This window comes from Alloprevotella sp. OH1205_COT-284, assembly GCF_003859795.1.
In the GTDB taxonomy this organism is placed as follows: Bacteria; Bacteroidota; Bacteroidia; order Bacteroidales; family Bacteroidaceae; genus Alloprevotella.
This window is the reverse complement of record NZ_RQYI01000013.1, coordinates 1-19,072: the sequence shown is the minus strand read 5'-3', so window position 1 is coordinate 19,072 and position 19,072 is coordinate 1. Positions and strand designations below refer to the sequence as shown.

Genomic DNA, 19,072 nt, shown 5'->3' with positions numbered 1-19,072 from the left:
GTGTCTGTTGTTGAAATGCAAGGCGTGGTTTATTGTTTCGAGAACTTGAAGTGGCGCAGGTAGCACTGCACTTCCTCGCCGGCAATGTTGGTCAGGCGGAAGGCGGTGGCTTTCAGACCGCCCAATTCGTTGCCGGTGTGAACGACGAGGTCGTCTTTTTTCTTGTGGAGCAGAGAGATCTCTTTCCACGTGCCGTCTTCGAGTTGGCATTCGAGCTTGAACTTGTTGGCAATGCCTTGTACGCCGAAGTTGAAGTCCAATCCGGTGAATACAAAGGGACGGTCGGATTTCACGGACAGTTGTGTGCCGGGTGCCCACTTGATGACTTCGTGTGAGGGAGTGATTTTGATTTGCTTACCGTAGTCGTGCATCGTGAGAGGCTGGTTGGCGAGCTGTTCGACGGTGGCTGTGAGCGTGAAAGGCATATAGGCCGAAATCGGCTCGAAGTTGGTGGCGAAAGCTGCGTTGTGCTGCTCGGTGACTTTGGCAAAAAGGCGGTCGAGAGCCGGCATGAGGCGGAGGGTGGCGAGCTTGGTGCCGGTTTGGTAGACATGTAGTTGTCGTTGATCCACTTCGTTCTCATACATCTGCCGGCGCAGGGCGCGTGCCTGTCGGTGGGCGCGCTCGAAACGCAGGCGTTGGGCGTCGCGGTCTTCATCGGCAGAGGGGGCTTGGACGGCAAGAGGCTGTGCGGCGTTGCAAACCAGTCGGCCGTATTGTGCAATCAGTTTGCCTTGCACGAGCCATGGGCGTATTTCGTTGATGAGCCACGGGTTTTCGTTGTTCACCAAGAGCAGGTCGCAGGCTTCTTCCAAACGGTCGCACTCTTCGCCCAAGGCGGCAAGGGCTTTGGCGTCGGGTTGTCCGGCAATGAGCTTGTCGATGCGTTCGAGGAGGGGTTTGAGGTGTCGGCTTTCGTCGCGACGGAATCGGTGGCCGTTCGGGCCGAGGTCTTCGTTGTAGGCGGCAAAGGTTTTGAGCGCAACGGAGTCGGAGGGGAGCAGGTCGGCAATGGCTCGGTGCCACGAACGCTCCCAGTCGTAGCGTTTCATGTTCCAAGTGTAGTCGGCGATGCTGTAAAGTGCGATTTTGGAGCTTTCGGCATATTGCATCGGGTTGGACACGAAGCCGCTCAGATCGCCGGCGATGTCGAGGTCGTTGCCGTAGGTGGGGCCGAGGAGGAGGTGGTCGCGCACGAAGTCGTTTACGGGGAAGTTAAACCAAATGTAGCCTTTGCGCTTGATGCGTCGGTTGATCCATTCCATGCCCTCTTTGTTGATGGTGTGTACGACGGTGTTGCCTGTCCACATCACTTCGATGCCGGGGTTGAGGCCGTTGCCCAAAGCGGCGAGATAGGGGCTGTCGTCTTTGCTCCACGAGCGGTTGTATTCGGTGGGGCAGAGGAGAAGGGGAGCGATGTCGCCGTGTTTTTTGACAAACACCTCGTCGATGTGATTGAGCAATGCGGCTTGGTTTTCGCCTTTGGCTCCTTCCCCCCAAATGTCGTCGAAGAAGACGGCAAAGGAGCGAATGCCGAGGGCATACATCTTTTCGAGTTTATTGACGAGATTGACGCGGTCTTCCTCGTTCCACTTAATGTCGACTCCGGGGTGGATCGCCCAATAGAAATTGACGCTGCGCAGTTTGGCACGTTCGTTGAGCTCTTGGATTTGGCGAGCTTCCTTTTCGGGATAAGGCTGCCGCCATCGGTCGCGGTGATAGGGATCGTCTTTGGGGCCGTAGATGTAGACGTTCATCTTGTTGCGACCGTAGAAGTCGAGTTGACGAAGCCGGTGCTCGTGGCTCCACGGCTGTCCGTAGAAACCCTCAATGGCACCGCGAAAGGGCACGTCCGGCCAGTCTTGGAGCGTGCAGGTTTCGAGTTTGCCGTCGGTCATCATTCCGCGGAGTGTTTGGAGGCCGTAGTAAAGGCCGCGTTCGTCGCGTCCGGCCACCACGGCTCCCTTCGGGCCGACGGCCAGATAGTAGGCTTCTTTGCGATTGGGGATGAGTTTACGGTATTTGGAAATGTTTTTGTCGCCCGACACGCCTATGGTGAGGTGGAAATCGGCTTTCGGATCGGTCTTTGGAGACATTTCGGCCAGTACCGATTCGATGGAGGGCGAGAGCAAACGGCGTGCAAAACCAACACGCCAGCGGAGAGGTGCATCAAAAAAAGTGCCCGCAGAAGAGACGGATTGAGGGGTGGGATTGACGTTTGAAACCTGACCCGAAACTCCCAAGGTCATGAGCGCGAAAAGGCTCGAAGCAAAAAACATTTTTTTCATGTGATCTTCCGTTTTGTAGAGATGAGCGCAAAAATACGCCAATACGCTTGAAAAACCAAAAAAAAAGACTATTTTTGTAGGCAGAATATCTGCAAAAACTAACTTTTAATCTTATTATTCTATGAAGCATCGATTGTTGGAGGCGCTTCTCTTCCTGTTGTTTTTCCCGCTGTTTGCAACGGCCGAAGGTGTTGCCGATCTCGTGGGAAAAACTTTTGTGCTTTTCCATACGCAAAGTGGCAAAGTGTTGAGCAATAGGCAAAACTTCCAAAACAATGCACCGATTTACGTGGAGTCTTATAAGTTCGGAGATTTTGGACAAGTATGGAAACTCAATGCCAAAAATATTGAAGAACAGGTTTTCACGATCGAAAACCAAGCGGTGGGAAAGTCGGTGGACTTGGTATTGCAGAATGTTGCATTGCATCCCGTGCAGTGGACGACCGATAACAATAACGACAACCAATGGGTGCAATTCACGGAAAAGACGCTGAATGGGAAAAAGGGGTATGTCCTCTCTTCCGCATCGAACAAATACACTCGAAAGTTTCTCAAAATCGACGCTTACTCGCGCCTCGTGCTGACCGATCGCGAAAGCGACGCCGCACACTGGACGCTGACGGCGGCCAACCAGCCGTCTATTCCGTCTGTTGCTTGGCAGGATGAAAAGGTGTTTGCCGTCAATGTCGAACCGGGGCATGCTTGGCAAATCCCCTATGGATCGACCGAGGAGATGCGCGCCGACAAACAGCGGTATGAGCATCCGTGGCAGACACCAAATTCCAGCAGAATATTATCGCTCAACGGCTTGTGGAAACTGCAATGGACAAAAGACGTGGCGCAACTCGACTCGGCCTTTTCCGCAGACCAATACGATACTTCGGCGATGGACACCATCACCGTGCCTTCGTGTCTGGAAATGAAAGGCTACGGCGTGCCACACTACATCAACGTCGATTATGCCTTTGCCGATGCACCGCCCTATATTCAGATGAAAAGCGGACTTTGGAACTCCGTAGCCAACTATCGTCGCAATTTCACTTTATCCTCAGCGTGGTGTAACGAACGCACGCTGCTCCATTTCGATGGACTCTCGGCAGGAGCTTACGTGTGGGTCAATGGTCGGAGCGTGGGATATACCGAGCCGGGCAACAACGATGTGGAATTTGACATCACCCCCTATGTGAGAGAAGGCGAAAACAATGTCAGCGTGCAAGTCATCCGTTGGACGGATGCTTCCTACATCGAAGGGCAGGATATGTGGCATTTCAGCGGTATTCACCGCGATGTGTATTTGGTCAGCGTACCTCGCACTTTCGTGCGCGATCACTATATCACCGCCGAACTCAATCGTGCGACCGGATATCGTTCCGGAGAGCTGAAAGTGGAGTTCGACATCGACAACCGCGACGCAAAAGCGGTCGACGGAGTTTATGGCATACGTGTGCTTTCGCCGGAGGGAGAAGAACTGCAAAAAGCCGAATTGAGCAAGAGTTTTGCCGAAGGAGAAAAGGAGGGAAAACTGAATTTCTCTTTCCCCATGACCGATCTTCGTCTGTGGAGTGCCGAGTCGCCGGTGTTGTACACGATCGAAGTGTTTCAGCGTCCGTCGGCCGATGCTCCCGAAACTTTGGCGTTCAGCACCAAATACGGTTTCCGAAACATCGAGCAACGCGGCAATGTTTACTACATCAACGGGCAGCGCGTGTTTTTCCGCGGTGTCAATACGCAAGACATTCACCCCGTACACGGTCGCTCCATCGATGTGTCCACCATGCTCAAAGACATTGTCATGATGAAACAGGCCAACGTCAATACGGTGCGCACCTCACACTATCCGCGACAGGCTAAAATGAACGCCATGTTCGACTACTACGGACTGTATGTGATGGATGAGGCCGACGTCGAATGCCACAAAAACTGGGAGGATCACCGAAACGGCGGCGGCATTTCCGACAAAGAGAGTTGGGGTGCCCCTATCGTCTACCGCAACCGAACCATGGTTTTGCGCGATCGCAACTTCCCCTCCGTTATCTTTTGGAGCTTGGGCAACGAGAGCCACGCCGGACGCAATTTCACCGAAGCCTACCATGCCGTGCGAGGACTCGATCCCCGACCCATTCACTACGAAGGCGCATCGCGACACAATGTGGCCGCCTCGTCGGACATGCACTCCGACATGTACCCCACGCTCGAAGAAGTGAAGGAGCGTTGCCGGTACAACAATTATGGCCCCTATTTCATTTGCGAATATGCCCATGCCATGGGCAATGCCATTGGTAACCTCCAAGAATACTGGGACATCATCGAGGGAAAACCCAATGCCTCCGGCACGTGGACGAGCGAATCCTCTCGCGGCATCGGTGGCTGCATTTGGGACTGGGTCGATCAGGGTATTTACGACGCACAAGACATCAAAAACAAAAATCTTGTCGATCCCTCTACCGGTTTCCATCGTTTCCGTTCGGGCTACGATTATCCGGGTCCTCACCAAGGCAACTTCATGAGCAACGGCATCATCACCGCCTCGCGTTCGTGGAGTGCAAAGCTCAATGAGGTGAAGCAGGTGTATCAGAGTGTCAAGTTCACCCGATACGATGCCGAAAAGCGTCAGCTCAAACTGATGAATCGCTACAATTTTACCACCCTCGATGCTTTCGCGCTCAACTGGCGCGTGCTGATAGACGGCCGTGTGGCCGAGCGCGGCACGATTGCTCTTCCCGCCACTCCCACTCGGCAGTATGCCACGCTCACCATACCTTTCACCACGCCTTTGGCGGGAGACAAGGAAATCACGCTGCAAGCCGATGTCGTGCTCACCGCACCCACCGCTTGGGCGGAAGCCGGACATGCCGTTGCCGCGTTTGAAACGATCTTGCACGAGCGTGCCGAACTTTCGCCCGTGACCGTCGCGGCAGGAACGGTCAAGGTGGAAACCGACGGCAACGATTTCTCCGTCATCACTCCCCGGCAGGTTTTGATGTTCAATAAGATGCAGGGCATGCAGTTTTGGCAACTCGACGGCACCGCCGTGTGCAAAGGAATGGGCGTACCGACCTACGACAATTTCCGCTGGATCGAAAACGATGTCAATCTCAGACCCGAAATCGGATCGCTCTTCCACAATGTGACCTACTCGCTTGCCGACGACGGAAAAAGCGCACAAGTCATCGACATTATCTACGGCTCGGTCGTACAGACAAAACTTATCTACACCATTTATGCCGACGAAACCGTAGACCTCAAAGCCGAGTTTTCCCCTACGGCCAAAAATCTGCTTCGTTTGGGTATCGGCATGTATTTCGCGCAACCGCTGACCAACCTACACTACTATGCCAGAGGCCCTTGGGAGAACTATGTGGATCGCAAGACCGGCAGCCGTCTCGGACGCTACGAAACGACCGTTGCCGAAATGTTCACGCCCTATGCCCACCCCCAAACCTGTGGCGGACGTGAGGATTTGAGAGAGCTGACCCTCTTCGATGCCAACGGCAACGGTTGGAAGGTGGAAACCCAAGGGCAGGTGTCTTTCTCCGCCCTCCACTACGCCGACCGACAATTCAAAAAGACGGTGCTTCACCCCTACGATCTCACCCCCTCGGCCGGTGTTCACGTTCATTTCGACTACTATCAGAGAGGCGTCGGCAACGGTTCGTGTGGCAACGTCCGCACCATAGAGCAGTATCGCTGTCCCTCCGAAGGCGAGTACTCCTACATTTTGCGCTTCTCTCCCGTGAAAGATGTCGCCACGTCGGCTCCTCGTCTTCCGCAGTCTTCCGCACCCTCGTCTTCCGTCGTCTTCGATCTCACCGGCCGTCGTGTCGATACTCCTCGCCACAGCGGAATTTATGTGATCGATGGGCGCAAAACGTGGGTGAAGTAGAGCATTTTCTAATCTAAACGGTCGGCGCGTTGTCCTCATCCTTGCGCCGATCGTTTCTCTATCTCTCTAATTTTTCAGAAAATCTTTTTTCCTTTATGACCATTGTAGAACGTTTTCTTAAATATGTCAGTTTCGACACCCAAAGCGACGACAGCACCGGCACGACCCCCAGTACCGAAAAGCAGTTTCGTTTGGCCGAATATCTTGTCGAAGAACTCCGATCCATCGGCATGAGCGAAGTCGAAATGGATGCTCATGGCTACGTCTATGCCACCTTGCCCGCCAATGTCGATAACCCCGTGCCCACGATTGGTTTCATAGCCCACATCGACACCAGCCCCGACGCATCGGGTGCCGGTGTGAAACCCCGCATCGTGCGCAATTACGACGGCACCGACATCGTGCTCGACGCCCAAACCGGCATCGTGAGCACAGTGGCCAAGTTTCCCGAACTCCTCGACCATGTCGGCGAAGACATCATCGTCACCGACGGACACACCTTGCTCGGTGCCGACGACAAGGCCGGCATCGCCGAGATCGTCACGGCCATGGAATATCTCATCGCGCATCCCGAAATACCTCACGGAAAGGTGCGTGTCGGCTTCAATCCCGACGAAGAGATCGGCCTTGGGGCACACAAGTTTGATGTCGAAAAATTCGGCTGCGAATGGGCATACACCATGGACGGCAGCGAGCGTGGAGAACTCGAATACGAGAATTTCAACGCCGCCTCCGCCAAAATCGAAATCACCGGTGTGAGTGTTCATCCCGGCTATGCCAAAGATAAAATGATCAATGCCGCCCGCGTGGCCACCGAATTGGTGCAAAAGATGCCGCAGCAGGAAGTGCCCGAAGAAACCGAGGGCTACGAAGGCTTCTTCCACCTCACCGGCATTGAGGGCGGGGTGGAGCGTGCCACCGTCAGCTACATCATTCGCGACCACGACCGCCAACGTTTTGAAGACCGAAAGGCCATGCTCAGAGGTTTGGTGCAGGGCATGAACATCAAATATGGTGCCGAAACGCTTCGGCTGACCCTCACCGATCAATACCGCAACATGCGCGAAAAGGTGGAGCCGATGATGCACATCGTCGATATTGCCCGTCAGGCCATGGAGGAGGTCGGCATCCGTCCGATTGTCAAACCCATTCGCGGCGGCACCGACGGCGCACAGCTCTCTTTCATGGGGTTGCCTTGCCCCAATATCTTTGCCGGCGGCCTCAACTTCCACGGTGCTCACGAATTTCTCCCTATCCCCAATTTGGAGAAAGCCTCCGAAGTCATCGTACACATCGTGCGGCTCACCGCCCGGCGTTGATGCCTTCGGTGTCGAGCCCTCTCGCGCGTTGCGTCGGCGGTTTTGCGCACTGCGTCAAATCGTCAAATCGCGACAAAACCCACATTCGCAGTCAAGCTGTCGGATGTGGGTTTTGTCGTTCGCAAAATGTGGGGCGGCCGGTTGTGTCGCGTCGGCCGATACGGATAGCCGTCTCTTCACATTCGGTGTTGGGGCAGATGTGTGGGTTTACGGTCGCTTCCAAACCGTTTGGGCGGTCAATAAGTTCGGCTGTCATCGGCCGTCGTTCGGGGCGGAAAGGCGTCGGGCGATGCCCTCGGCGGCGGTATGTGCGGTTGTCCAAGCCGCCGTGAGATTGAAGCCTCCCGTGACGCCGTCGATGTCCAATATCTCGCCGGCAAAGAACAATCCCGGCACCGAACGGCTTTCCAACGTCGAGGCATCGACCGACGAAAGGCTCACGCCGCCGCAGGTGACAAATTCGTCCTTATACGTGCCGCGCCCGACCATGGCATAGGTGTCGGCCGTGAGCACGTTGGCCAGTCGGTTGAGGCTCTTGCGCCCCACTTCGCTCCATCGCTTTTCGGGCGAGAGTTCGGCGCGCGAGAGCAGGTAGTGCCACAGGCGCGTTTGCAGATATTCCGGGCGCACGTTCCCCACAAGGCGGCTGCCGGCCGACCGTTGCAGGGCGGCCAGTTCGGCGGCAACGTTTTCGGCGTTGTTCGTGCCGCTCCACGAAATCAGCAGCGGTGCGCGATAGTTGTGTTCGCAAAGGTAGCGCGCGGCGTGTGCGGAGAGTTTGAGCACGGCCGGTCCGCTCACGCCCCAATGGGTGATGAGCAGTGCCCCATCGGTGCGAAATTTGGTGCCTGCAAATGCCGTCTGTGCCTTTTCCGCGACGATGCCTGTCAGCGCGGTGAGCGGCTTGTGGTCAATGTTGAACGTGAAGAGAGAGGGGCAGGGCGGTTCGATCTCATGGCCGAGACGGGCGAGAAAGTCGTGTCCTTCGCCCCGTGGAGCTCCGCCCGTGGTGAGGGCGACGGCGTCGAAAGTCTCCGATGCCGCGGGGCAGTCGGCCGACAAGGTGTCGAGGCGGAAACCGTTTCCGCTGCGAAACACCTCCTTCACCTTCACCCCCGTACACACCTCCACGCCCAGCATTCGGGCATGGTGCGTGAGGCAAAAGATGACGCTCTCCGAGCTTTGCGATCGGGGAAAAACGCACCCGTCCTCTTGCGTGACGAGCGGCACCCCATGAGCTTCAAACCACGCATAGGCCGCGCGGTGGTCAAAACTGCGAAAAAGGCGTTTGAGCAGGCGCGCACCGCGCGGATAGACCTGCGAGAGGTCGCTGACGTGGGCAAACGAGTGGGTCAGGTTGCACCGTCCGCCGCCGCTGATGCGCACTTTCGACAAAACGCCGCCGCTTCGTTCGAAGACGATGACGCGCGCCGAGGGCAAAAGCTCTTTGACGCGAATGGCAAGAAAGAAACCGGCGGCACCGCCGCCGACAATGGCAATGTTCATGTCGTGTGTCGGAGCGAGAAGAACGAAGTGGTTTTTTATTGTAAAATGAGACGTATGTCTTTGCCTTTTGTGCGCGTGGCGAGCCATTTTTTCAAGCGTTCGCGCTCCGTCGTTGAGAGCGTTTGGTTTGGAGCGAGGCGCACGATGGCCACGGTTTGTGTTTTTTGTACGGCCGTGTCGGTGCGTGCTTCGGTCATGGGCATCAAGGCCAGCGAGGCCACGGAAGGGAAGAGCGGTTGCAGTTCCAAAGCCACTTCGCCCGAGAGGTTCTGGTGGCGTTCAAAGGGTTCGAGGCGCGCTTCGAGCTGTCGGATTCGCGCGGCCTGTTCGGCAATGTGTTTTTTGTCGGTCGAGAGGGTGGGCGTTCCGATTTGTGTCTTTTGCGTCAGCAAACTGTCCGACTGCGTTCCCTGAATGAGGAGCAGTCGATAGCCTTTGAGGTTGTAGCGTTCGAGCCGCTCTTCGGCCGCGCGCTGTGCCGCCGAGGTGATTTCGCGCCCCACGGCCACGACGTTGAGCACACGTTCGCGCGTGTCGAGAGAGGTCGAAAGAATGTGTGTGCCCGTTCCCGCCAGTTCGGCATTGACGAATTTGCGCACGTTGTTGTTGCGGAAGCTGTCGCGCACGATGCCGGAGGTGAAATAAACCGCCGGCACCATCGTCACGATGACAATGGCAATAATGTATTTACGCACCTTTTTGAACCGCTCCGTGTCGATGGCCTGCCGATAGCTGAAATTCATCATTCTCACCCCCACGATCGTGGCCAGACAAATGAACACGGTGTTGATAAAAAAGAGGTAGAACGCTCCCAGAAAATACGCCCAGTTGCCCATGGCCAGACCGTAGCCCGCGGTGCAGAGCGGCGGCATCAGTGCCGTGGCGATTGCCACGCCGGGAATGACGTTGCTCCCTTTGGCCTTGGTGGCCATGGCCAAAAAGCCGGCCGCCCCGCCACACAGTGCAATCAGCACGTCGTAGATCGTGGGCGAGGTGCGGGCGAGGAGTTCGGATTGCGCCTCGTCGAGCGGAGTGATCAGGAAGTAGAGCGTGGCCGTGAGCACACTGATGATCGTGGCCGCGCCGAGGTTGCGATAGGAGTGTTTGAGCAGTTCGAGGTCGTTGATCCCCACCGATAGCCCGATGCCGATGATCGGCCCCATTAGCGGAGAAATCAGCATCGCACCGATGATCACCGCCGTGGAATTGACGTTCAGACCGAGCGAAGCGATAAAAATGGCAAAAATAAGCACCCACGAGTTGGCACCGCGAAAATTGATGCCGGCGCGGATATTGTCGATGATGGCTTGCTCGTCTTCTTTTTCGTGCATGACGTTGAAGTAGCCTTTGACGATGCGAAAAATGGCACTGAAATTTTGAGACATGATGCGTGTTTTTGGAATTGATGTGAGGTGGCGAGACGAAAAAACGCCGTTTTCGCCTCCAAAGATACGAAAAACCGCGAAGCCCTCCTCGTTTCTTCGCCCTAAAAAACAGACCTCCCCCTTGTTTTGTCGCGCTGCGGGCAGCAACCTCCGAAAGCGTGGTCGGTTCGCGCAGCCCTCCTGCCGCTCCGGGCTTTCGACACGTGCCCTTCGTTTCGCGTCGCCGTCGCCCTTGTGTGTCGCTCCCTCCTCTGCCGCTCTCTCCCCCTCTCCGATGAAACCGCCTCTTTCGGGCGTTTTTCCACCCTGTTTTTTTGTTTTTGCCGTTTTGCCTTCGCAAAAGGCCTTTTCTCTTTGATTGTCAGCGCGTTTCTTGCGAAGGCAAGTGAAGGCAAACGTTCTTCGGAGATTTCAACTTATTGAAAATCAATACTTCTACGGTGAAGGCAAAAATCCCTTTTGCCTTCACCTCCTTCCGCCTCTTCCGCGCGAAAACTGCCCCTTTCGGGGGCGGTGAAGGCAAAAATGCGCCACAACAGCGTGTATTTCAGTCGATTGCAAAACCCATTTTCGTTTTGCCTTCACTTGCCTTCGCCAATATCATTTTGACTTACAGATCGTTATCTCTTTTTGCGAAGGCAGTGAAGGCAAAATGCAATAACAAGGTATACGCGCGTGCGCGCGAGGAGGCATGGCTTTTCCCGCTCCGACGGTCGCCGCGTTCACGGCCTCAGAGGTAGAAATGCCTACCTCAGAGCCCGTTTTTTTTAGCTCCCATGCCGTGAAGCTTTCTTCCCATTCGCTCCCGTCATCTCCTTTTGTCGATAGAACGAAGGTTACACTTTTTATTTTTTTATTGAAAAATCTATCCCCAAGGTTCAAGAAAAGGCGAAATAGCGTGAATGATTTGTGAGTCAGTCGGTTCTGTTTTTTGAGCCTTTCGACGCAAAACCTCGAAAAGACGGGGTTATACCAACTTCGGACAGAGCAACGTTACCAAAACATTACCAGCTCCTTTGCAAGTGAGGATTGGGAAAAGCGGTAACGAACAGTGCAAAATCCGACCTGAACTTCGGGGATTACCTCCTGCAAAGGTACGTCGATGAAAAGAAATAGGCAAATAAATTGCGAATTGTTTCTTTACCATTGCACGACAATGTTTTGCATAGCAACAAATAACCTGACAATGAATAGTTTTGTAAACCGTAAAAAGTCAGAGTTATGCGTAGTACGTTTAAGGTTCTGTTCTACCTCAAAAAGAACGCCCCCAAGAAGAACGGTTCCGTTCCCGTGATGTGCCGTATCACCATTGACGGTACGATAGCCCAGTTCAGTTGCAAATGCGACATTCATCCCGACTTGTGGGACATCAAGAGCAACCGCGCTTCGGGCAAAAGTACCGTGGCCTTGGAAACCAACCGTTTCTTGGACAAGATACGTGTCGGCATCAATGCCAAATACAAGGAGATAGCCGAGCGGGATAACTATGTCACTGCCGAGAAAGTGAAGAACGCTTTCTTGGGTTTGGAGATGCGGCACGAAACCCTGCTGAAAGTCTTTGCCCAGCACAATGAGGACTTTTTCAAACAGGTCGATGCAGGCTTGCGATGCCCATCCACCTACCACAAGTATTGCACGGTCTATAAGCATTTGGAGGAGTTCATCAAGAACCGTTACCGTGTCAGTGACATTGCTTTGAAAGAACTCACTCCGGCTTTCATTACCGACTTTGACATCTTCCTGCGCACCGAAAAGAAATGCTGTAACAATACGGTATGGATTTACATGATGCCCCTGCGCCGTATGATTACCATTGCCCAGAATCACGGCTGGATAGTCCGTGACCCGTTCGTAGATTACAGTATATCCGCCGAGAGTACCGACAGGGACTATCTGACCAAGGATGAAATCCGCAGGCTGTTGGATTTGAAGTTCAGGCGTAAATCAATGGAGTTAGTTCGGGATTTGTACGTTTTCTGCTGTTTTACGGGGTTGTCCTTTACCGATATGAAGAACCTGACCAAAGACAACCTTCAGACTTCCTTTGACGGTAAACTCTGGATTATGACCAAGCGACAAAAGACGGGCGTGGAATCCAACATCATGCTTTTGGATATTCCGAAGCAGATTATCGAGAAATACGATGGTATGGCAAATGACAACCTGCTTCTGCCCGTTCCGACGTATATGACCGCTTGCAAAAACATCAAGAAAATCATCGGATTCTGCGGTATCGAAAAAGAGATTACGTGGCACGTTGGAAAGCATAGAGAATTTTATAAAAAACAAATAATCAACAGATTATATTGTTTGTCAATAAAGGGAGGTAACGATAAGGAAACCAGTGAGCTTCTATACTCTACCTTGTTTTGCCATTTCAATTTCAAAGAACCACTTTGTTTGTTGCAAAGATAAGAGTATATCGTGAGAAAAAAGAATTTTCTCCGAGTTATTTTCGTAAAGCCGTCCGTTGGGGCGGCTTTTTCTTTTCCGTGTATTCTATTCTTTTGATGAAATGCAGCCTCCGAAGACTGCGTTTTTGTTCTCGCCCTGTTTCTCTCCCGGCACATCCTTCATTAGATAGAAATTAGGTGTTGTTCACTTCAGAAAAGAAAGTTTCGGAGCCGGGCGAACGAAAATCATTGGGACAATAAATGCTATACTGTATTTTTCTGGGAATCAATGCGGTATTTTCATATATTATCACTAACTTTGCAAAATAAGTCAAGTTGTTATAATTGAAAGACGAATCAAAGCGTATGGAATTTCAAAAAATAAATAGGCTAAAAGTTGTGTTAGTTGAGAATGGTAAAACAGGAAAATGGCTAGCGGAACAAGTTGGTAAAAATGAAGCAACCGTTTCGCGATGGTGCTCCAACAAGATGCAACCCTCGCTTGATATGCTTGTTAGAATTGCAGAACTTTTGAACATAGACCCTCGCCAACTTATTAACGGTGGCAACAAAGATTAAAAACTGATAGTAATTGATATTATTGTAATTGAATTCATATGAGCGTAATAACACCATCTAAAGAACAAAGCAAACGTTCGGCTGCAGATATTTTTGTAGCCTTTGAATATCAATGGGATTACTTTGTGCTAATGCTATTAAAAGAAAACGATGATGATGCAACTATTAGCTTTGAATTACGTGATGATGTTGATGCACAAACGAAGGAGGGTATAACCCTATATCAAATAAAACATAGTATCTGTAAAAATCCAAAAGGAGAAACGATTAATTTAAGCAATCGGGATACTGATTTGTGGAAAACTATTTCCATTTGGATGAAATTTATTGAAGAACAACCAGACATTTTAGAAAATACAAAGTTTCAATTGATAACAAACAAAGCAATCTCCAAAAATAAATTTGTTGAAGCAATTGAGGCTTTTCATAATACTCATTCGGTCGAGGATTTAAAATCAGCCTTTGTTACTATAAAAGAATCTGAAAGAACAGAAAAGAGCAAAATAAAATCTGATAAATCGGTAAATAATCACTTAAATGTTTCACAAATAATCAGTGATCTGCTCAATAAGGATTATCTGAAGGAGTTTTGTTCTCGGATCTCTATTTCGAAAACTTCTGATGTCTTGAAAGAAGATATAAAACGAATCATGAGTAATCGCTTTGGTTTAAACCACAATCGTATTGATTGGGTATATAATCATCTTATGAGATCATTAAGAGATGATTCTATAGTTAATATTATTAATAGAACCCCAGTATCATATAACGGCTCTATTTTCACAGAACGATATCAAAGCATACTTGATATTGGTCGTAAGGCAATTCATTTTAGAGACTGTTCTATCGATGAATTTAATGGCGATTTTCGTGAATTATTGTTTATGAAGCAACTTTTTTCAGTATGTTACGTTAAGGAAAATGAGCTAGACAGAATATCTCGTTTAACATTAAGCTGGTTACGTTTTAATAATAATTTTCATGAACTTTGTAATGATAATACTTTGATAAGTGAAGATGTGAAGAATTTGACCAATGATGTTCTGTCTGCTTGGGATAATTGTTATAATAAAAAGCATCGCAATATTACACAAATGTCTACAGATGATGAATTATGTCAGGCAGGATGTTGTACTGTTGATGATATGAGAGATAAGCTGTTTTTTGTATCTGACACTCCTTTAGGAAATCAATTAAGTGAAGGATGTATTTATTATTATTCAAATTCAGCAACTGAAATAATTTCTGATTTACCATTGATAGGTTGGCATCGTGATTGGAAAAATAAATTCAAGTAATAATGAACAGAGTTTACAATAATGAAGCATTAATTATGGCATGTATAGTTCATCTTCTCAGAAGAAGGGAAATGGATATGCCTATATCTTATCTTATGATTACTTTACTGATTGATAATAAGTTGGGTGCGATTATCCGTAAGTCTCAGAATTTTGAAGAACTTTCTAGTTTGATAAGTAACCAAGGATTAATTTCTCGTAAATTAGCTTCTTTTGGACCATATTTCATAAATGCTATGGTAATTCTCAAGCAAAGTAAGGTTATCGATATCTCAGACGATATTGTGCAATTAATTGATTATTCCTTTCCTGATGAGAATTTACATTCTAAGCGATTAGACAGAATCATTAAAGATGCTCATGTTTTATTGGATATGTGTTGTAACTTATCTTCCAAAGAAATTTATAACAAATTGAATGTACAATTATGAATCTATATATTGCTAGCATAAAGTTGTGGTTCAAGGGGTTTAGAGAAAATACAGAAAGATCGATAACCTACTCGTTCGAACCAAATAGAATTAATGTTATTACAGGAGATTCTTCCACAGGTAAGTCTTCTATACTTGATATTATTGATTACCTCCTATTGTCAGATAATCCCACCATAGTTGAGAATATTATCAATGAAAATGTTGAATACTATGGAATGAATATATTTCTTGAAGAAAGAAGCTACATCCTAATGAGGAAGGCACCTCATTCAGGACAAGGTACGCAAGATGTGTATTGGAAGGAGCAAGAGGAATATCCTATGCCATACATACAGACTCACTCTGTGGGTGAGATGAGAACAATTCTGACAAGGATGTTTTATGTTCCTCAGCATGAAACTAAAGTTGGTAATCGAAAGTACAATATGTCCTTCAGGCATTTTTTGCCATTTAATTATTTAACTGAAGATATTATATCATCAGCTAACACTTATTTTGACACGGCATTTTTTATTAATCGTAGTTATGATACTTTACTTGATTATGCTTTAGAGCTTGTTAATGGTATTCAACATCATGATGCAAAGGCGATAACAGCAAAAATTGAAAAAGCTGTAAAGGATTTAGAGCAATATCAGATGAAGCATCGAAAAGCTCAAGACGATGAAGAATATTACAAGGCTAGTCTCACTAAAATTTATGATGATGCGTTGAGTCTTAATCTGGTTGCTGCAGATAGTTTTTTTGATCGTGACTTTGCAGATAAAATGTTACATTACATCAATAATGCTTTAAGTGCCTATAATAAGCTGATAAAGAATGATGAAGATACAAAGAAGTTGGAATCGCTTAAAAAGAAGCGGGATGAATTGATTAACAAGTTAAGTATCTATAACTCTTTATTTGCAGAAATGCAGAAGCAAAAATCCATAGGGAAAAATATTCAAGATAGTTTACGTCCTATTATTTACATAAAGAAGCATATCGATGAAGTCATAACATCTCCTGAAACCATCGAACTTCTTAATTTGTTAGAGAAGCAATTAGTACAAATCAAGGATACTGGAAAGGTAAAGCCTAATTTACCGCATGATTTTGCTAAAAGGCACGAAGAATTAAAGGAAAAACTCAAGGCATGTGAGTATGAACTGAAACAATTAACGAATCTTCGTAAAACCATAGCAAATCCCAAATGGCTCGAACGGGCTATAGGTCTTAAATACCAATTAAAAAATTTGAAAAAGCCGAAAGTTGATACGTATCAGGCAAGTACAGAACAAAATATGGTCTCTGATATAGAATCTTTGAAGATAGTGCAGAAGAACATTTCTTTATTGCCCCATGATGTAAAAGAGGAAATGAATCACTTTATAAATAAATATTTTCACTCAAGCAATGGCATCGTGGATTCTTATCCAGATTCTACTATGCGTTATGATGATGATGAAAGAAGAATCTCTTTGTTAAAAAATGGAGAAGAATATCCTGTTCGAAATATCGGCAGTAAATCAAACTATATGTTCCTGCATTTGTGTTTCTTTTTGGGGTTGCATGAGTCTATAATGTACCATAAGTCCAAACAGGTTGGTTCGTTTCTTTTTATTGATCAGCCAAGTATGCCTTATTATGCAGATAAGAGTATGCTAAATAATGACGATAAGAAACAACTTATGAAAGCTTTCCGTCTGCTCAACGAATTTATGGAAGAGATTATTGGAAACCAAAACAGGAGTTTTCAGATGATATTAATTGAGCATGCGGATGAATCATATTGGAAGGATTTAGAGTATTTCCATACTACAGCAAAGTTCTCTAAAATTGATCAAGGAGGCTTAATTCCTAAATATATCTACGAATAATGGTAAACTTAAAATTAGGAGTCCCTACAATAGCCACTGTACAAAAAGTAGGCAATAAGTTAAAAGAAGAAGGTGTAGCATTTGCTTCTAAAGCAGATGATATGTCATTTGCTTCTGATTTTATTTCAACATTGGTAAAAAACACATTCAAATTTGATGTTTTTAGACAATTCGATTCAATAGAGTCTTTAGACATAAATCTGTCTTATAGATTTGTACACAAGATATTTGAAAATAAAGATGATATAGTTAAGCAATCTAACAATCTTGCTATACACCTTTATAACCAAAGCATACACCCTAATATAGCCAATGGTGAGTTTTATGTAATCTACATTGACGGTTGTATCCTTAATAATGAAACTGTTGATGCGCTCATGCTTCTCAAAACAGAAGCTAAAGATAGTTTCCTAACTGTATCCTATGAGAATGGCGAATATTCAATAAAGCCGCAGTTAGGCTTGAGTACAAAACATTTGGATAAGGGTTGTTTGATTTTTAACACCAAGTCAGATGAAGGTTATTTGATTTCAATCGTGGAAACATCAACTATTCGTCAGGATGGTAGATATTGGTCGAATAACTTCCTATATGTTAAGGATATTATCACCGATTTTCAATATACAGAAAGCATAGCGAACTTTTGCTCTTTTATAGTACAAAAGGTAAGTAAAGAACAGCCTGAAAAATCCTTGAAATTAGCGAAGGTGTCTCGAAGAATTACACAAATGTTGCAAGAGGATGGTGCCGAAATTAATACAAATGAATTGATTTCATCATTAGCAATAGATGACGAAGTAGCATCCTTATTACCAGTGTGTCGAAAGGAATATGAAGATAGAACAGGAAAAATACCAGAAATATTTAAATGCACACAAAATGCGACGAAAAGAAAAGCTATAACAAAGGCAAACATTATAAAGATAGGAGCAGATTTTGAACTTAAGGTGTTAGATGCGTCTGCCTTTATTGAACAAGGATATGATGATGAGAAGAAAAAGAATTTTATTAAACTATACTATGGATAAATATTATAGTATCCAAAGGTGTCGAACATATCCAAGGTATGGACGATAAGGCTATTGCCTCTGAATGCCATGCAAATGTATAACCTTTTTATACATTTCTTCTTTTTAACAAACATCTCATACTATATTCAATTTGATCATATGAACCGTCCGTTGGGGCGGTTTTTGTTTTCTGTGTATTCCATTCTTTTGATGAACTGCAATCTCCGAAGACTGCGTTTTTTGTTTTCGCTCCGCTTCTCCCCTGCACATCCTCCACTTATGCCCGTGTATCATGTCGGGATCGGTTATTCGTTGTCAGCAGCAAAGGTAGTTCCGGGCTTTCACGCACAAAAAAGGTCGGAGCGGCAAGCCGTTTAGACGACAATCTCCACACTTCCATTTCATTGCAGGTAGTATTCTCGCCGTAAAACCTTGTTTGTCCTAAGCCCTACCTTTTTACTCCACTGAAACGAAAACGACCGACCTGACGGAAAAACGCATAAGAAAATGTCGGATATGCGAGAAGCAGGGAAAAAGAAAAAGTTGAAACTCAACTCCCTCTCCTCTGGAATCCGCATAAAATCAAAAATAATCATTCAAGAAGAACAGATGAAGTAAAGCGGTCGGCAGATTTGCCGATCGCTCCTTTTCTTTCTTATGCTTCGGGCGGACAAAGCCCCCCAATGAAAAACAGTTCGTTACTTTTGACAGCGAGTTGATACGGCTCAAAAGTAACAAAAAGCCATTGCTAAATGCCTCACAATAGCTTCTTGAATTTTATCTCTGCCAATCTGTTGATTTCATCTTTGTAGGTTTCAAGATGGTGAAGGATGATGTTCTCCACATAGATACCGATGGTCATATCTCTATTCCTCATAGACATGACTATCTCCGCCAATGTATCCTGCAATTCTTTGGCAATATAGATGGTCTTGCGATTTTTCAAAGTGTTGCGACAGATGAAAAGCGACTCATAATCGCCTTTGTCAGCCTTTCGCCTTTCTCTTCTTGAAACTCTTGAAAAATTCTTGGCTTAATGGTCAAATGTACTCCTGAAAGGGGGCATAATGCTCTCTTTTTCATACCTTTGGAGGTGTTTATAATGCTATAATGGAATA

At 47.6% G+C, this 19,072-nt stretch carries 12 protein-coding genes and 1 pseudogene; 8 read left to right on the top strand and 5 right to left on the bottom strand.

Features of this window, described 5'->3' with window-relative positions:
• Nucleotides 1-29: 29 nt before the first annotated feature.
• On the bottom strand, nucleotides 30-2,288 hold the full coding sequence (locus EII14_RS04745) for a beta-N-acetylglucosaminidase domain-containing protein (RefSeq protein WP_124931415.1): 2,259 nt from the start codon (nucleotides 2,286-2,288) through the stop codon (nucleotides 30-32).
• Nucleotides 2,289-2,409: 121 nt separating this feature from the next.
• On the opposite strand from EII14_RS04745, the gene EII14_RS04740 reads away from it, so the two are divergent.
• Nucleotides 2,410-6,171, top strand: coding sequence for a glycoside hydrolase family 2 TIM barrel-domain containing protein (locus EII14_RS04740; protein WP_233569372.1), 3,762 nt, complete (start codon nucleotides 2,410-2,412; stop codon nucleotides 6,169-6,171).
• A 95-nt stretch (nucleotides 6,172-6,266) separates the two neighbouring features.
• Nucleotides 6,267-7,490: a peptidase T gene (gene pepT / locus EII14_RS04735; protein WP_124931414.1), complete on the top strand. Its 1,224-nt coding sequence runs from the start codon at nucleotides 6,267-6,269 to the stop codon at nucleotides 7,488-7,490.
• Nucleotides 7,491-7,581: 91 nt separating this feature from the next.
• Here the strand turns inward: pepT and EII14_RS09305 are convergent, their stop codons facing one another.
• From EII14_RS09305 to EII14_RS04725, 3 genes are read right to left on the bottom strand one after another with little or no spacing between them, the layout of a single operon-like run.
• Nucleotides 7,582-7,746, bottom strand: coding sequence for a hypothetical protein (locus EII14_RS09305; RefSeq protein ID WP_158608325.1), 165 nt, complete (start codon nucleotides 7,744-7,746; stop codon nucleotides 7,582-7,584).
• Complete coding sequence (locus EII14_RS04730; protein ID WP_124931413.1) at nucleotides 7,743-8,996, bottom strand: NAD(P)/FAD-dependent oxidoreductase; 1,254 nt, start codon at nucleotides 8,994-8,996, stop codon at nucleotides 7,743-7,745. Before EII14_RS04730 ends, EII14_RS09305 begins: the two co-directional genes overlap by 4 nt.
• Before the next feature lie 35 nt (nucleotides 8,997-9,031).
• Nucleotides 9,032-10,381, bottom strand: coding sequence for a DUF389 domain-containing protein (locus tag EII14_RS04725; protein WP_124931412.1), 1,350 nt, complete (start codon nucleotides 10,379-10,381; stop codon nucleotides 9,032-9,034).
• Nucleotides 10,382-11,602: 1,221 nt separating this feature from the next.
• Here EII14_RS04725 and EII14_RS04720 point away from each other — a divergent pair.
• The 6 genes from EII14_RS04720 to EII14_RS04690 all read left to right on the top strand — a co-directional run bounded on the left by EII14_RS04720 (nucleotide 11,603) and on the right by EII14_RS04690 (nucleotide 17,972).
• Nucleotides 11,603-12,796 carry a site-specific integrase gene (locus EII14_RS04720; protein ID WP_233569371.1) on the top strand — a complete coding sequence of 398 codons (1,194 nt, stop codon included), beginning with the start codon at nucleotides 11,603-11,605 and terminating at the stop codon, nucleotides 12,794-12,796.
• Between the two features lie 344 nt (nucleotides 12,797-13,140).
• Nucleotides 13,141-13,353: a helix-turn-helix transcriptional regulator gene (locus EII14_RS04710; RefSeq protein ID WP_199733875.1), complete on the top strand. Its 213-nt coding sequence runs from the start codon at nucleotides 13,141-13,143 to the stop codon at nucleotides 13,351-13,353.
• A gap of 38 nt (nucleotides 13,354-13,391) precedes the next feature.
• Nucleotides 13,392-14,651 carry a dsDNA nuclease domain-containing protein gene (locus EII14_RS04705; RefSeq protein WP_124931410.1) on the top strand — a complete coding sequence of 420 codons (1,260 nt, stop codon included), beginning with the start codon at nucleotides 13,392-13,394 and terminating at the stop codon, nucleotides 14,649-14,651.
• 2 nt (nucleotides 14,652-14,653) lie between these two features.
• On the top strand, nucleotides 14,654-15,082 hold the full coding sequence (locus EII14_RS04700; RefSeq protein ID WP_124931409.1) for a three component ABC system middle component: 429 nt from the start codon (nucleotides 14,654-14,656) through the stop codon (nucleotides 15,080-15,082).
• Entirely contained in the window at nucleotides 15,079-16,944 is a 1,866-nt protein-coding gene (locus EII14_RS04695; RefSeq protein ID WP_124931408.1) for a DUF3732 domain-containing protein, read from the top strand. The genes EII14_RS04700 and EII14_RS04695 overlap by 4 nt, the downstream gene beginning before the upstream one ends.
• A complete protein-coding gene (locus EII14_RS04690) occupies nucleotides 16,944-17,972 on the top strand; it encodes a nucleoid-associated protein (RefSeq protein ID WP_124931407.1) in 1,029 nt (342 codons plus the stop codon). The genes EII14_RS04695 and EII14_RS04690 overlap by 1 nt, the downstream gene beginning before the upstream one ends.
• A gap of 739 nt (nucleotides 17,973-18,711) precedes the next feature.
• Here the strand turns inward: EII14_RS04690 and EII14_RS04680 are convergent.
• Nucleotides 18,712-18,987: pseudogene (locus tag EII14_RS04680) on the bottom strand (DUF3408 domain-containing protein); the annotation flags it as partial.
• Nucleotides 18,988-19,072 lie beyond the last annotated feature (85 nt).

Bases quoted from the DNA above. Each gene is read 5' to 3' on its own strand.
- pepT (WP_124931414.1), top strand. From the start codon at position 6,267: ATGACCATTGTAGAACGTTTTCTTAAATATGTCAGTTTCGACACCCAA.
- EII14_RS04740 (WP_233569372.1), top strand. From the start codon at position 2,410: ATGAAGCATCGATTGTTGGAGGCGCTTCTCTTCCTGTTGTTTTTCCCG.
- EII14_RS04730 (WP_124931413.1), bottom strand. From the start codon at position 8,996: ATGAACATTGCCATTGTCGGCGGCGGTGCCGCCGGTTTCTTTCTTGCC.
- EII14_RS04725 (WP_124931412.1), bottom strand. From the start codon at position 10,381: ATGTCTCAAAATTTCAGTGCCATTTTTCGCATCGTCAAAGGCTACTTC.
- EII14_RS04720 (WP_233569371.1), top strand. From the start codon at position 11,603: ATGCGTAGTACGTTTAAGGTTCTGTTCTACCTCAAAAAGAACGCCCCC.
- EII14_RS04690 (WP_124931407.1), top strand. From the start codon at position 16,944: ATGGTAAACTTAAAATTAGGAGTCCCTACAATAGCCACTGTACAAAAA.
- EII14_RS04705 (WP_124931410.1), top strand. From the start codon at position 13,392: ATGAGCGTAATAACACCATCTAAAGAACAAAGCAAACGTTCGGCTGCA.
- EII14_RS09305 (WP_158608325.1), bottom strand. From the start codon at position 7,746: ATGACAGCCGAACTTATTGACCGCCCAAACGGTTTGGAAGCGACCGTA.
- EII14_RS04745 (WP_124931415.1), bottom strand. From the start codon at position 2,288: ATGAAAAAAATGTTTTTTGCTTCGAGCCTTTTCGCGCTCATGACCTTG.
- EII14_RS04700 (WP_124931409.1), top strand. From the start codon at position 14,654: ATGAACAGAGTTTACAATAATGAAGCATTAATTATGGCATGTATAGTT.
- EII14_RS04710 (WP_199733875.1), top strand. From the start codon at position 13,141: ATGGAATTTCAAAAAATAAATAGGCTAAAAGTTGTGTTAGTTGAGAAT.
- EII14_RS04695 (WP_124931408.1), top strand. From the start codon at position 15,079: ATGAATCTATATATTGCTAGCATAAAGTTGTGGTTCAAGGGGTTTAGA.